The 14,475-nt window shown below is 67.7% G+C and carries 13 protein-coding genes; 8 read left to right on the forward strand and 5 right to left on the reverse strand.

Annotated elements, in window-relative coordinates:
* Positions 1-177 precede the first annotated feature (177 nt).
* The 4 genes from AVL48_RS03505 to AVL48_RS03520 form a co-directional block, all read right to left on the reverse strand.
* On the reverse strand, positions 178-1,497 hold the full coding sequence (locus AVL48_RS03505) for an MFS transporter (RefSeq protein ID WP_061983617.1): 1,320 nt from the start codon (positions 1,495-1,497) through the stop codon (positions 178-180).
* A gap of 72 nt (positions 1,498-1,569) precedes the next feature.
* Complete coding sequence (locus AVL48_RS03510) at positions 1,570-3,204, reverse strand: tannase/feruloyl esterase family alpha/beta hydrolase (RefSeq protein WP_244162287.1); 1,635 nt, start codon at positions 3,202-3,204, stop codon at positions 1,570-1,572.
* Positions 3,205-3,295: 91 nt separating this feature from the next.
* Positions 3,296-5,212, reverse strand: a complete 1,917-nt coding sequence (locus AVL48_RS03515; protein ID WP_061983616.1) for a helix-turn-helix domain-containing protein — start codon at positions 5,210-5,212, stop codon at positions 3,296-3,298.
* A 75-nt stretch (positions 5,213-5,287) separates the two neighbouring features.
* Positions 5,288-6,199 (reverse strand): 3-hydroxyacyl-CoA dehydrogenase family protein, encoded by a 912-nt coding sequence (locus AVL48_RS03520; protein ID WP_061983615.1) that lies wholly within the window; start codon positions 6,197-6,199, stop codon positions 5,288-5,290.
* Positions 6,200-6,570: 371 nt separating this feature from the next.
* Between AVL48_RS03520 and AVL48_RS03525 the strand changes: the two genes are divergently transcribed.
* The 6 genes from AVL48_RS03525 (at position 6,571) to AVL48_RS03550 (ending at position 12,919) form a co-directional block, all read left to right on the forward strand.
* Positions 6,571-7,599, forward strand: coding sequence for an esterase/lipase family protein (locus tag AVL48_RS03525; RefSeq protein ID WP_061983614.1), 1,029 nt, complete (start codon positions 6,571-6,573; stop codon positions 7,597-7,599).
* Between the two features lie 93 nt (positions 7,600-7,692).
* Complete coding sequence (locus tag AVL48_RS03530; RefSeq protein ID WP_061983613.1) at positions 7,693-8,460, forward strand: CoA transferase subunit A; 768 nt, start codon at positions 7,693-7,695, stop codon at positions 8,458-8,460.
* Positions 8,460-9,146 (forward strand): 3-oxoacid CoA-transferase subunit B, encoded by a 687-nt coding sequence (locus AVL48_RS03535; RefSeq protein WP_061983612.1) that lies wholly within the window; start codon positions 8,460-8,462, stop codon positions 9,144-9,146. The genes AVL48_RS03530 and AVL48_RS03535 overlap by 1 nt, the downstream gene beginning before the upstream one ends.
* A gap of 359 nt (positions 9,147-9,505) precedes the next feature.
* Positions 9,506-9,733, forward strand: a complete 228-nt coding sequence (locus AVL48_RS03540; protein ID WP_061983611.1) for a hypothetical protein — start codon at positions 9,506-9,508, stop codon at positions 9,731-9,733.
* Between the two features lie 100 nt (positions 9,734-9,833).
* Positions 9,834-11,909, forward strand: a complete 2,076-nt coding sequence (locus AVL48_RS03545) for a catalase (protein ID WP_061983610.1) — start codon at positions 9,834-9,836, stop codon at positions 11,907-11,909.
* 14 nt (positions 11,910-11,923) lie between these two features.
* The gene (locus AVL48_RS03550) at positions 11,924-12,919 is read left to right on the forward strand and encodes an acyl-CoA dehydrogenase family protein (protein WP_061983609.1); all 996 of its coding nucleotides are present in this window, start codon (positions 11,924-11,926) and stop codon (positions 12,917-12,919) included.
* A gap of 121 nt (positions 12,920-13,040) precedes the next feature.
* On the opposite strand, the gene AVL48_RS03555 is transcribed toward AVL48_RS03550, so the two are convergent.
* Positions 13,041-13,496, reverse strand: a complete 456-nt coding sequence (locus tag AVL48_RS03555) for an HPF/RaiA family ribosome-associated protein (protein ID WP_248846467.1) — start codon at positions 13,494-13,496, stop codon at positions 13,041-13,043.
* 145 nt (positions 13,497-13,641) lie between these two features.
* Here AVL48_RS03555 and AVL48_RS39460 point away from each other — a divergent pair, with 145 nt between their 5' ends.
* Together AVL48_RS39460 and AVL48_RS03560 are read left to right on the forward strand one after the other, a co-directional pair.
* Entirely contained in the window at positions 13,642-13,797 is a 156-nt protein-coding gene (locus AVL48_RS39460) for a hypothetical protein (RefSeq protein WP_167386329.1), read from the forward strand.
* Positions 13,798-13,885: 88 nt separating this feature from the next.
* Positions 13,886-14,395 carry a hypothetical protein gene (locus AVL48_RS03560; protein WP_143104751.1) on the forward strand — a complete coding sequence of 170 codons (510 nt, stop codon included), beginning with the start codon at positions 13,886-13,888 and terminating at the stop codon, positions 14,393-14,395.
* The last annotated feature ends 80 nt before the right edge of the window (positions 14,396-14,475 follow it).

Raw genomic sequence — 14,475 nt, forward strand, 5'->3', positions numbered from 1 at the left:
ACACTTTCCGACGTTTCATTTGTTCACGTTGCCGTGAAGGCCCTTGCTTACCCTGAAGGTAGGGAAGGAGGCCTTCGCTACTTGCTTGCAGTCAAGCACTCCCCGCTGAGAGACGGCGCGAACCCTCGAAGTACATGATGGCCCCCTTCCTTGCGCTAGGCGCAAGGAAGGGGGCCATCATGTACTGGGGCGCGAAATGTCGCGGCGCCGGGTTTCTTTGGCCGCCAGTATGCCGATGACCGAAATCGCGGCGGCGATGGCGATGTAGACGGCGATCGGCGTGCCGGTGCCGTAGCGCTGCAGGAGCGCGACGGCGATGATCGGCGCGAGGGAGCCTGCCACGATCGAGGTGACCTGGTAGCCGATGGAGGTGGCGCTGTAGCGGACGCTGATGTCGAACTGTTCGGCGAAGAACGCTGCCTGGGGGCCGTACATGGCCGCGTGCATGAGAAGGCCACCGGCCACGGCCACGATGATGAGCGGGGGCCGGCGGGTGTCGAGCAGCTGGAAGAACACCGGCGCCCAGACGCCCATCCCGAGCGCGCCGGCCAGGTACACCGGCCGCCTGCCGATTCGGTCGGACAGCGCGCCGAACAACGGGATCGCCACCAAATGGACGGCGTTGGCGACCAGAAGCGCGGTCAGTACGACGCCACTCGAGAGTTTGAGGTGGGTCGTGACGTAGGTGAGCACGAACGCGGTGATGACGTAGTAGGAGACGTTTTCTCCTACCCGGGCGGCCATGCAGATCGCGATTTCCTTGGGGTGGCGGCGCAGCGCTTCCATGGCGGGTGTCCGGCGCGGGGCTTCGCCGGCGTCCGCCAGCGCTTTCGCTTTGATGAACGACGGGGCGTCTTCGACCGCCGTGCGGATCCAGAACCCGAGGACGACGAGTGCGGCGGAGAGCAGGAACGGGATGCGCCAGCCCCAGCCGAGGAAGGCCGCCTCGTCCATCGTCCCGGCGAGGATCGCCAGGACGGCGGTGGCGAGCAGATTGCCGATCGGAACGCCGGCCTGTGGCCAGCTGGCCCAGAAGCCCCGGCGTTCGGCCGAGCCGTGTTCGCTGACCAGCAGCACGGCCCCGCCCCATTCGCCGCCGACGGCGAAGCCTTGCACCAGCCGCAAGGTGGTCAGCAGCACGGCCGCCCAGATGCCGATCGACCCGTAGGTGGGGAGCAGGCCGATGGCGGCGGTGGACGCGCCCATGAGGAGGAGACTCACCATGAGGAGCTTCTTCCGGCCGAGCCGGTCACCGAAGTGCCCGAAGACCAGGCCTCCGATGGGGCGGGCCACGAAGCCGAGCGCGTAGGTCAGGAACGCCAGCATCACGCCGACGAGCGGATCGCTGTTGGGGAAGAACAACTTGTTGAACACCAGCGCCGCGGCGGAGCCGTAGAGGAAGAAGTCGTACCACTCGACGGCGGTACCGATCAGGCTGGCGGCGACGACGCGGCCCATACTGGTCCGGGGCGTGGTGGCAGTGGTTGTTCTCGTCATTGAGACTCCAAAGATCAGGCAAATGGCTTCACGGCGGAGCCGTGGGTGAAAACCTTCAACTGGGGAGAGAGGTCATCTCTGGCAGGTGAAGCTCCGGGCGTCGTCCGGGTCACCGCCGGTGTAGCGGGGCCACGTCGGGTACCGGCACAAGGGCCGGGTGCGTTGCCCTGCCCCGGCGTTGACGTCGGTGACCGTCGGCTGAACGGGCGCTTTCCCTTCCGAGGTCCAGGTTTCCAGTGCGCTGAGCGAATCCCACCCGGCGGCGAAGGCCGCGCCGACGTTGACATGGTTGGCACCGGGCACGAGGTAGAACCTGGCGAACAGGTCGGTGGCTTGCCGGCCCACGGTGCGCTGTACGCGTCGGAAGTACTCGGCGGTGGAGCGTGCGCTGACCAGCTCGTCGGCGGCGCCGTGCAGGAGCAGGAGCTTGCCACCCGCCCGGGCGAAGGGACGCAGATCAGGATCGTTGACGTCCTGCAGTTTCGACAGGTCGCTGATCCGCTGCTGCCATTCGCCGGGGGCCAGCGGGTCGAGGGTGAGCGAATCGAAGGACGGGTCCTGGGTGACGAAGTACCGCGTCCACTGGTCCCAGAACTGCGGCCCGTAGCCGGCGGTCGTCGGCATCGGGTGGGCCGGTGCCCGGGTTCCCATGCCGAGCAGTGGAGTGCTCATCTTGGCGCCGGACAGGAACGGGAATCCCGGGTAGCCGCGTTCCCCGCTGCCGAGGCGGTACTTCCAGTACACCGGCGAGGAAATCCGTACGACCGCGTTGATCTGAGTGTCGGACAGGCAGCTGTCCGCGGTGTCCTTTCCGCCGGGACAGCGCAGGGTCCGGGGCTGGAAACGGCAACCGTCCGGATTGGACACGACGCCGTCGGTGAGGCCGTCGCGGTGATCGCAGGCGGCGAGGACGCCGCGGTAGAGCAGGGCTTGTTCGGCCGGGTTGAGAAACGCGCCTGGCTGGGAAAGGACTTGTGTTTCGTAGCCGAAGAACAGGTCGAGGCCGGCGGCGTTCCACGCGGGATAGACCGCGATCACCCCGTCGAACGCGGTGGGCCAGCGTTGGGCGACGGCGAGCGCTTCCCGGCCGCCGGTGGAGCCCCCGGCGAAATAGCCGTGTTCCGGCAGCGCGCCCGCGTACCGCTCACCGATGAGATGGAGCGCCGCGTCCCTGGTCTTCTTCAGTGCGTCGCCCGCGAAATTCCGCACCGCTTCGTCGTTGAGGCCGAACGATCCGTCGAGGGTGGTGCTCGGCGGGAATCCCGGCGTCGCCTGATGCCCGGAGTCACTGGCGAAAACGGCGTAGCCGCGGGCGAGCGGTACGGGTCGGTCGGCGGGCCCGAACGGGACATTGCCTGCGACGTTGGGGATGGTTCCGTTGTAGCCGCCGCCACCGAACATCAGCGCGTTACGATTCCACTGGGTCGGCAGGGCCACCTGCATCTTGATCGGTGGGGCGGCCGGGTCCACGGGCCGGATCGCGGCATCGACCAGGCAGTATTCACCGGTGGTCGCGGTAGCGGCGACCAGCCGGGTCGCGGTGACCTGACCGCCGGAGGTGGGCAGGCTGATCGCGGCAGCGGGAATTTCGAGGCCGTCGAGACCGGCGCAGTGCCCGGACGCGGACTGCTGAGCGTGTGCCGCGAGCGGCATGGCGAGGGTGGCGAGCAACGGGGTCACCATCGCGGCTGTTCGGAAGACCTTCATGACGACCTCCATCGGCTGTTCCTTGGGGCGGGCATCAGGCTAGGCAGCGACGACCGTTCATCGCGATGTGCGCGCGGCACACTGGATCCGGTCATTGCCTGTTCCGGGGTGACACCCGTGGTGTGTTGGTGCTCGCGGCCTCGGTGACCTTGAACAGGCGCAAGGCGACCTGGATCTCCAGCAGCTGATCCGCGTTACGCCAGCTTTCGCCGATGAGATGGCTGATGCGGCTGAGACGCTGGGACACGGTGTTGTGGTGCAGATGCAGCGTCTGCGCGGTGGTGCGGGCGTTGTGGTTCGTGGCGCAGAAGACTTCGAGCGTGTGCAGGAGATCGGTCCGGTTCACCCGGTCGTAGTCCAGGATCGGTCCGATGGTGGCGTTGACGAACCCACTGAGATCGGGCTGGCCGTTGAACAAGGTTCCGACGAAACCGAGGTCGCCCGCCTCGGCCGTGTCACCGTGGCGGCCGAGTGCCAGCAGGGCGCGCACGCATCTGGTGGCTTCGTCATGCGCCGCGATGATCGCGGTCGGGTGCGGCACCCGGGCCACGCCGGAGGTGACCCGGTGGCGGGAGGCGCGGGCGAGCTCGCGTGAGGCGGTGCGAGCGACCGCGCGCGGTTCGTCCCCGGGCGCCAACAGCACCACCGCGTCGTGATGATGGGTGGCCAGACCGCGGAACCGGCGGGCCAGCGCGGCGATGGCGGGGTAGATCCGCTCGCGAGCGGGGCCTTCCAGATGCGCGACGACCATGACCTGGCAGGTGTCGAGATCGACGCCGAGGATCGCGGCACGGCGCCGCAGCAGGTCGTAGTCCTGGGTCTGCTGGGTGAGTAGTTCGCCGAGCAGTTCGCCGCGCACCCGCGCTTCGGCTTCCGCCATCCGCCGCCGGGTGACCAGGACCAGCGCGGCCACCAGCGCGGCCCGCTCCAAGATGCGCCGGTCGGTGTCACTGATGGTCGACGGGCCGATGTGGACGATGGTGCCCAAGGGCTCGGACTCGGTGATCATCGGGACGACGCACAGGTGGTCCCGCACGAGGGTGTGACCGGATCGGCGGGCCTCGACGCCGATTTCGGCCAGCTCCATCAGCGGCGCGTCACCGTCTTCGCCCGAGGTGGCGATCGCGACGCCGTGTTCGTCCACGATCACGACCTCACCGGGAACCGCGGCGGCGGTCGCTTGGACGACCTCGTCGACCCCCTTGCCTTGGATGACCAGTTTGGTGAGGCGCTCGTGCACCTCAGCGGTGCGTTCCAGGTCGTCGACGTGGGAACCGATGGTCGAATTGGCGACGCGCAGATCCTCGACCGCGGATTGGGCGGCGGTCAGGAGCCGGGAGTTCTGGATCGCGACGGCGGCGTGATTGGCGAGCATGCTGAGCGCGTTGATGTCGCGACTGCTGAACGTCCGTACCGCACGGTGCGCCGCGAGCAGGACACCGATCACCTCTTGTTCGAGCTTCACCGGGACACCGAGGAGTGATTCGATGCCCTCGGCGGTGACCGTCCGGTCGACGGGCTCGGTATGGGTGAGAGCGCTGTCCCGCCGGTAGGACGCCACACTGTAGGGCTCACCCGTGCGGGCGACCATGCCGCCGAGTCCGCAGCCGGGCGCCAGGCGCAATCCGACCAGCAGCCCGGAGACGTTCCCGGACGCGGCCTTGATGAAGCAGTCGCCGCGATCGCTGTCGCTGAGACTGATGTAGGCCAGATCGCATTCCAGCAGCCTTCGGGCCCGGTCGGCGATGGCTTGCAGCATCGAATCGAGGTCGCGGATCGACGCGAGATCGTTGGCCGTGTCGTTGAGCAGTTGCAGTTCGGCTTCGTTGCGGCGGTGCCGGATGAGGGTTTCGCGCAGCTGCAACGCGATCGCGCGTTCACGCTCGACCTCGGCGAGTTCGTCGGGAGGCACGTTCGCCGCCCGTGCCCGCGTCACGGCGGTGTCGAAGGCACTGATGTCGGCGTCCTGCTGCAGCAGCCGCAGCAGGGATTCACCTTTCGACCGCATCGATCCTCCTGTCGGGCGACGGCCCGTCAACACCTTGTGGCCAGGGCGACCTTTCGCTGATCGAGATCGCGAGAGTCAGTTCGCGGACAGGCCTCGGCGGATCCCGGCTTCCAGCCGCGCGGCCACCTCGTCGCCGCGTCCGTCCGGCCACGTGAGCAACCCGCTCCCCGTGGGACGGCCGGTGCGCGCCTGCTCCAGGAGCTGGTCGAGGGTGGGGAACGAGTTCGTCTGGGTCGACAGGTCGTGCGCCAGGTTCGCCAGGATCGCGCGGGTGAGGTCCAGTCCGATGTAGTCGGCGTTCTCCATCGGCCCCACGGTCGCCCAGCGCAGCCCCAGGCTGGCACGAACGACCGTGTCGATCGTCTCCGGCTCACACACGCCCTCGTCGAGCAGGTAGAGCGCCTCTCTCACCAGGGCGAACTGCAGGCGGTTGCCGATGAACCCCGGGATGTCCCGGTGAAGCCGGACCGTGGTCTTGCCCAGCGAGGTGATCAGGTCGTAGGCGTGTTCGACGACGTCGGCGTCAGAGCTCGCGCCAGGCGCTATCTCCACCAGGGGAATCAGATAAGGCGGGTTCCACCAGTGCACTCCGACCAGCCGCTGCGGGTGCGCCATCGCGTGGGCCACCTTGCTGATCGAGAGCACCGACGTGTTCGTCCAGATCGGCGTGTCCGGCGCGATGTCGGACTCGAGGGCGGCCAGCACGTCGTGCTTGACCGCCAAGCGCTCCGACACCGCCTCCACGACGATCTCCGACCGCCGCGCGAGTTCCGGCAGCGAAGCGACCGGTGCGACGAGATCCCGCACCGTGCCGGCCTGTCCGGGCGGAACCCCGATGCGCGACAGTGCTTGGCCGACACGGTCGTCGAGGCTCGACAGGACAACGGGATCGATGTCGAAGACACCGACCTGGTGGCCGGCCTTGGCCAAGGCGACAGCGATGCCGTGGCCCATGAGACCGCCGCCGATAATGCCGAAACGGGTCACTGAATGACTTCCTTCAGGATCGCCCTGTGATGGGCCGGTGACTTCTGCCGGTGCTGCGTCGACAGTGCGACAACTGCGAGTGAGCACCACGGTATGAGCGCCGGACCACCGCACAAATAGGCGGATGACACACTCCTGTGCCCTCGGCAGTGTTCCTCTGTCACTCCCCGAGTGATTCGCCAGCCCGCGGCGGGACAAGGCGACAGAGGACACATCCGTGGCCACGCAAGAGTGTGCGGTCCGCACATACCGCTACCGGGGGGCGCTGTCTTTACAGTGTTGCCACCTCGGATCAAACGGCCCTTCACGCACCGAGTGCACGAAACGCTTCAAGCGATTACGCGCAAGTACCGTAGCTCAAGGAGGCAATGATGCCTGCGAACACTCAGCCGTCTTTCGCATCAGAAAACCGCCCGGACCGACGGAAACGACTACTGGCCGCGGCGTCCGCCGCACTGGTCGCGGTGGCCACGACGGTGGTCGCGTTGACGTCGTACTCGGCCAGCGCGGAAACCACCGCCGCCGCGACCCACGACCCGGTGATCATGATCCCCGGCATGACCGGCACACCGTCCAATATGGACCCGATGAAAGCGAATCTGCAGTCCAACGGGTGGGCGGCGAACCGGCTGTTCACCTGGACCGACAGCAGCAGCATGACCCAGGACCTGGCCAAGGCCGCCCAGGAACTGGGTACGAAGGTCGATCAGGTACGCACGCAGACCGGGGCGTCGAAGGTCGTGCTCGCGACCTGGTCCGCCTCGACCTTGGCGGCCCGCTACTACATCAAGAACCTCGGCGGCGCGGACAAGGTTTCGCAGTACATCGGTTACGCCGGTCCGCAGCACGGAACCACCAACAACGGCTGCCAGTTCTATGTGTCCTGTCAGCAGTTCGGCTCCGCGAACTCCCCGTTCCTGCGTGAACTCAATTCCGGCACCGAGGTACCGGGCCACCCTCAGGTCGCCTACATGACCATCCGATCGGTCAAGGACATCAACGCGGCACCGTACGACACCGCCAAACTCGCCGGTGCCGACGACAACTACCTGCTCTCCGGGGCCACGGCACCGACGCATTTCACCATCGTCAAGGACGCCACCGCGCTCGCCGCGATGCGCGCGTTCATCATCGCGCACGAGAACCCGCCGACCGGCACGCCCACCCCCACCACCGGGACACCGACCAGCACCACGGCGCCGCCCACCAGCACGCCGTCCGGTCAATGCTTCTCGTCCTCGAATCACGGCCACGTGGTCGACGGCCGGGCGCACGACAGCTACGGCTACGCCTTGGCCAACGGCTCCAACCAGAACCTCGGCGTCAACTCCCTTTACGTGTCGACGAAACTGCGGCAAACCGGGCCGAACTACTACGTCATCGACCGCACCTGCCCGTAGCCACCTCACCGACCACCCTTCCCGGCCGGGGCCGAAAGTGTCCGCTCGCCCCGGCCGGGAAGCACCCATGACCCCATCAGGAGCGGTTTTCCCATGAACAAGCTCGTCGCCACCGCCGCCGAGGCCGTGGCAGATGTCCACGATGGAGCGTCCCTGGCCGTCGGCGGCTTCGGACTCTGCGGCATACCCCAGACCCTCATCCACGCCGTGCACGGGACCGGAGCGTCCAGGCTGAGCCTCGTGTCGAACAACTGCGGCACGGACGGACGAGGACTCGGAGTGCTGCTGGAATCCGGCCGTGTCGCACGGGTCGTCGCGTCCTATGTGGGCGAGAACAAGGAGTTCGCCCGCCAATACCTGGCAGGCGAACTCGAAGTCGAACTCATCCCCCAAGGCACGCTCGCCGAGCGTTTGCGCGCCGGGGGCGCGGGCATTCCCGCGTTCTTCACCCCAGCGGGAGTGGGCACCCAGATCGCCGACGGCGGTCTGCCCTGGCGCTATGCCGGGGACGGCACGGTCGCGATCGCTTCCCCGCCGCGCGAGACCCGCGAATTCGATGGCCGCGAATATGTCCTCGAACGAGCCACCGTCTGTGATTTCGCCTTGGTGCACGCCTATCGCGGCGATCGGCACGGGAATCTGGTCTTCCACCGTTCCGCGGCCAATTTCAACCCGCTGGCCGCGGCCGCCGGGCGCGTCACCATCGCGGAAGTGGAAGAACTCGTCGAACCCGGGACCCTCGACCCCGACCAGATCCATGTGGCGGGAATCCATGTCCAACGCGTCGTCGCACTCACCCCCGAGCAAGCCGCGGACAAACCCATCGAACGCCGCACCACCAGTGAGAGGACCGCCGACTGATGCCGTGGACACGTGACCAAATGGCGGCCCGCGCCGCCGCCGAACTCGCCGACTGCAGCTACGTCAACCTCGGCATCGGCCTGCCCACTCTGGTTCCCAACCACATCCCGGCGGGAGTCCACGTCGTGCTCCATTCCGAGAACGGCATCCTCGGCACCGGCCCCTACCCCAGTGACCCGGAGGTCGACCCCGATCTCATCAACGCCGGGAAGGAAACGGTCACCACCCTCCCCGGCGCCAGTTTCTTCGACTCCGCGCACTCCTTCGGCATGATCCGAGGCGGCCACATCGACACCGCGATCCTCGGCGCCATGCAGATCTCCGCCGACGGCGACCTCGCCAACTGGACGATTCCCGGAAAGATGATCAAGGGCATGGGCGGCGCCATGGATCTCGTTCACGGCGCTCGCCACGTCGTCGCCCTCACCGAGCACACCGCCCGCGACGGCAGCCCCAAAATCGTGGAGAAATGCACCTTGCCGCTCACCGGCCGCGGGTGCGTCAACCGAATCATCACCGACCTCGGCGTCCTCGACGTCACCGAGGCGGGACTTCAGCTGATCGAAACCGCGCCCGAAGTCACCCCCGACGACGTCATCACCGCCACGGGCGCACCCGTCCTCACCGCCACCACGCCCGCCCGGGCGCGGGTTTCCGGCGCCGGCGAACCGGGAGCCCACCGATGACGATCCGGTTGGCGATAGCCACCCACGAACCGGCCAAAGCGCAAGCCGCAGCGGAACCACCGCCTGGCACAGCCACGCTCGACCCAGCCGGACCCGCCGTGGGGATCCGGCCGATGGCTTCGGGTCAGGTCCGCTTGCGGCTCGCGATCTCATCGGAGAGCCGCCGCACGTGGGCGGGGTCCGCGTCCCGGGCAAGGGGTTACCACCCCGGCTGCTGACAGTGGCGACGTCCGTTCGCCGTAGCGCGCTTTAGGACGAACGGTCCAACATCACCATCCACGAAGTAGGCCGAGTTTGGCCAGCACCGGACGAGGGCACCACGGTCTCGCCATGATCCGTCCTACGTGAGGAGCCGCCCGGTGGCGTCGTACAACGTGAAACCCTCCAAGCCTGTCGCCTTGTTCGGCGCCGTGGGCGGGATGGCGATGCTGGCGTTCGTTCTGCTCAGCGGAATCGGCCGCGGCAACGGATTCGTCTGGCTGTGGGCCGCTCTCTGCGTCGGGGTGGTGGGTTTCAACCTGTGGGCGGCGTTCAGCAAACGAGGCGCCACCGAGGTCGTCGAACGCCGCACCGCGGACGAGCCGTGAGCCGACTGACTTGATACACGAACGGGTTGCCGTACCGGTCGCTTAAAGACGATCAATAGGGGGTATCCGCCGGGCACCACCCCTCTCGGCAAGGAGAATCATGCCCCCGGAACGTCAGCGCGAGCAGTCAGCACCGGCCGAAGGCGAATCGAACGCGCGGACCGGCCGGTCGGGCGAGGGGCAGCGCGGCAACCACCTGACGACGGCTCAGGGAGTCCGGCTTTCGGACACCGACCACTCGCTGAAGGCGGGCCCGCGGGGGCCGTCGCTCATGGAGGACTTCCACCTTCGCGAGAAGATCACCCACTTCGACCATGAACGCATCCCGGAGCGGGTGGTCCACGCACGCGGTGCGGCGGCACACGGCACTTTTCGCGCCTATGGCAACGCGGCGTCGGTGACCAAGGCCGGTTTTCTGGAGGAGGGCCGGGAGACCCCCGTCTTCGTGCGGTTCTCGACAGTGCTGGGCTCGCGGGGGTCCGCGGACACCGTCCGGGACGTCCGCGGATTCGCGGTGAAGTTCTACACGGCGGAGGGGAACTTCGACCTGGTCGGCAACAACATGCCGGTCTTCTTCATCCAGGACGGCATCAAGTTCCCCGACGTCATCCACGCGGGCAAACCGCACCCGGACCGGGAGATCCCTCAGGCACAGACCGCGCACGACACCTTCTGGGACTTCGTTTCCCTCCACACCGAGGCGACGCACCACGTCATGTGGGCCATGTCCGATCGCGGAATCCCTCGGTCCTATCGGACCATGGAGGGCTTCGGAGTGCACACCTTTCGGCTGGTCAACGCCGAAGGCGCGACCAGCCTGGTGAAGTTCCACTGGAAACCGGTGGCCGGTGTGCACTCACTGGTGTGGGAAGAGGCTCAGATCGCCGCCGGCGCCGATCCCGACTTCCACCGCCGGGACATGGCGGACGGCATCGATGCCGGGGCTCCCCTGGAGTACGAGCTCGGCCTCCAGGTCATGCCGGATTCCGATGACGAGATGTTCGAGGGGATCGACCTGCTCGACCCGACCAAGATCGTCCCGGAAGAGCTCGCCGAGGTCCAGCTGGTCGGCAAGCTCACGCTGGACCGGAACCCGACCAACTACTTCGCCGAGACCGAACAGGTCGCCTTCCACACCGGCAACCTGGTGCCCGGCATCGAGGTGACCGACGACCCGCTGATGCAGGCGAGGCTGTTTTCCTATCTGGACACTCAGCTCACCCGGCTCGGCGGCCCCAACTTCACGCAACTGCCGATCAACTGCCCGCACGTGGCCGTCAACGACAACCTGCGCGACGGGATGCATCAAACCCTCATCCACCACGGACAGGCCCCCTATCTGCCCAACAGCGTCGACGACGCGCTGCCGGCGACGACCACGGAAGCCGACGGCGCTTACGTCCACCGGCCCATCGCGGTCGGAGGCCCCAAGGTCAGGGCCAACCCGGTGTCGTTCGACGATCACTTCTCGCAGGCCACGCTCTTCTGGAAGAGCATGTCCCGGATCGAGAAGATCCACTTGATCGAAGCGTTCACGTTCGAGCTGGGAAAGTGCTTCGCCCAGTCGATCCAGGAACGTGTCCTCGAATCGCTGGCCCAGGTCGACGCCGAACTGTGCGCGGCGGTCGCTGAAGGACTCGGGCTCGCCGCTCCCCTGGGCACCCCGGCCGCGGACGTCACTCCTTCCGCCGCGCTGTCGCAGATCCCGGCGGGGCCCGGCCCGATCGCGGGCCGCATCATCGGGGTGGTGGCGACGTCCGGCGCCGATCTCGGCGGGATCGGCGAACTCCGCCGGACCGTCGAGGACCAGGGCGCGATTCTGCGGGTTCTGGCGCCGGTCGGCGGAACGTTGGAGCGCGGAGGCGGACGACAGCCGGTGGCGAGGACGTTCCTCACCGCCCGCTCCATCGAGTTCGACGCGGTGGTGGTCGCCGGCGGTGCGGCCGGACTGCACGACATCAAGCTGACCGTGCTGCTGCAGGAGATGTTCCGTCACTGCAAGGTCATCGGTGCTTGGGGTGACGGGCGTCAAGTGCTGACCGACGCCGGGATCGACGTCGACGCACCGGGAATCGTGCTCGCCGACGAGGTCGCCGAACCGTTTTCCGCCGAGCTGGTGAGTTCCGTGGGGCTGCACCGTGTCTGGGAGCGGGCCGAACGTGTGATGAACGCCTGAGGAATCGGACCTTGATGAAGACCCTGCTCGAACCGGCCGCACCGGAACCTTTGCCGGAGCCGAGAACCGTCGAGACCATCACCGCCATGGTGCGGTTGCTGATGCAGAACGGGGTCCTCGACCTGCCGCTGCCGGGTGGAGGCGACACGTGGGGCCGCTGGACGACGCTCGCCGGACTGGGGCGTCGCGACCTGGTGCTCGGCCGGCTCGCGGAGGGCCATACGGACGCTCTCGCGATTCTGGCCGAAGCCGGCCGGGAGCCCGTGCCGGACGCGCTGTACGGCGTCTGGGCCGCCCGTTCGGGCGGTACCGGCGCGGCCGTCGTGGGCGGTGCGCTCACCGGTACCGTCCGATTCTGCACCGGCGCTCAAGTCCTCGACCGTGCCCTGGTGATGGCGGATTACGAGGACGGGCCGCCGATCCTGCTGGAAGTCGGCCTGGACGAGCCGGGCGTCCAGCCACTGCCGGAAACGTGGCAGGCGATCGGGATGGACGCCTCCGACAGCGGTGACGTCCGGTTCGACGGAGTCCCGATGACCTCGGACCATATCGTCGCCGAGCCGGGCTGGTACTTGTCCCGGCCGGGGTTCGGCCTTGGCGGCGCGGGCGTCGCCGCGGTGTGGCTCGGCGGCTGTGCGGCCGTCGTGGACTCGGTGACGGCGTACCTGCGCGCCCGCGGCGCGGCGGACGACCACCAGTACGCCCACCTCGGCGCACTGCACACCGCCCTCCACCAGGCCGACGCGCTGCTCGTGCGGACGGCGGAAGTCGTCGACACCGAACAGGACGAGGACCTGCCCCTGCTGACCGGCTTCTGCCGGGCCGCCGTCGAGCACGCGGCCCGGCAGGTCCTGGACATCGCACCGGAGATCACCGGGCCGACGGCACTCTGCCGCGATCGACGGCTGCCCCGGCAGCTGGCCGATCTGATGGTCTACGTCCGGCAGCATCACGGCGCTCGGGACCTCGCGGCCTTGGCCGTCGAACTCCTGAAAGACGGGCGACGCTGACCACGGGCTCCCACTGTTCCCCGTCGAGGACGTGCCGCGCACCGTCGGTATTCCAGCTTCCCGGTCACCTTCACCGAGCGGGGTGCGACGAGAGCCTACGCACCCCGCCCTGCGACGAGCGTCAGGGAGAGGTCGGGGCTTGTGGATCGTCGATCACGCCGACCTGCTCAGGGTTTTCCGGGGGCGCCATGTGGCGGATGCTCTCCGCGCCCTTGTGGTCGTGGGCGCGGGAGTACAGGGAATCCAGTACACTCTTCACCTTGTGCGCCGCCCCGGCGTACGCGTCGTCCACCGTCGTCGCGTGATGCGTGACCGCCACGGGCTGTTTGCTCCCGGGACGTGCTTCGATCACGCACTTCTTGTCTTCCGGCTTGGTGCCCCCATTGTCGCTGAGGTGCACCTCCACCCGGGTCAACCAACCGCCGAATCTGGCCAGGGTGCTCGCCAGGTCCGTTTTCACGTAGGTGGCCAGTCCCTCGCCGCCATGGACGTTGTGGTCGGTGTTGACTTCGATCTGCACGAGCACCCTCCGCGGGAAGACGGTAATGATGTCTCCAGTACCACGGATATCGCTCACTCAAACTCGGAACCCCTTTCCTCCCGCGGTACTTCACGACTCAGACCGTCGCGCCCGGCGTTTGACGTGACGTCGGCGCGGGCATTCCGGGGCGAGCCCCATTGTCGCGGCGGATTCCTCCGGCCGCTTCAGAAAGTGAGTGACCATGATCGTGCTCGGAGTCATCATTCTCGTGATCGGCCTGATCGTCGACATTCCCGTGCTGACCACCATCGGCGCCGTCGTCGCCGTCGCCGGTGTGGTGCTCGCGATCCTCGGCAGCACGGGACGCAAGGTGGGCGGCCGCGCCCACTGGTTCTGAGCCACTCGTCGTCCGACCCGGCGCCCCGGACTGGGACCACGTCCTTATCCCGCAACGCTTCCACGCCACCGCACCAACGAGGACAACAATGTCTGAACCAACGGCACCGGAACCTGTTCCAGCCGAATTACGGGCCCTGGCCGCCGAGGCCGACGCTCTCGCCGAGCGGACCGCGGAAATCGCCGCCCGCCTGGAAGCCACGGATGACGGGCACGTGCAACGCCTCGCCCAGCCGATGAACAAGGCCACCCACGACCTGGCCGACTACATCGGCGAGATCGCCCGGACCGCCGAGTACCTGACCCGCGTCCGCGTATCCCGCGATCCCCACCTCTGCGACGTCCCCTGGGGCATCTGCCCCGACCACGGCGTCACCTTGCGCTCGCTCGAAGACCGGGCCTGGTGCACCGCCACCGGTTGCGGCAACACCTGGACTTACGACCGGCTGCACACCCCCTGCACCGAACCGGCCGCGGCGATCGCCACCGACCGCGACGGCGTGACCGGCTCACTCTGCTCGGCCCACGCGTCCGACGCCGCGCAGCGACTGGACGGATGCAGCATCGAATACCTCGATCACCGGGCTACGAACAGCTGACCGGCTTCCCGACCGGACAGTGGTTAATGAGCGGCTCGAAACAGCCTTGGGGAAATGCGGTGGAGTTGAACCGTGAAATT

The sequence above is a fragment of the Amycolatopsis regifaucium genome (assembly GCF_001613935.1).
GTDB classification, from domain to species: Bacteria; Actinomycetota; Actinomycetes; order Mycobacteriales; family Pseudonocardiaceae; genus Amycolatopsis; species Amycolatopsis regifaucium.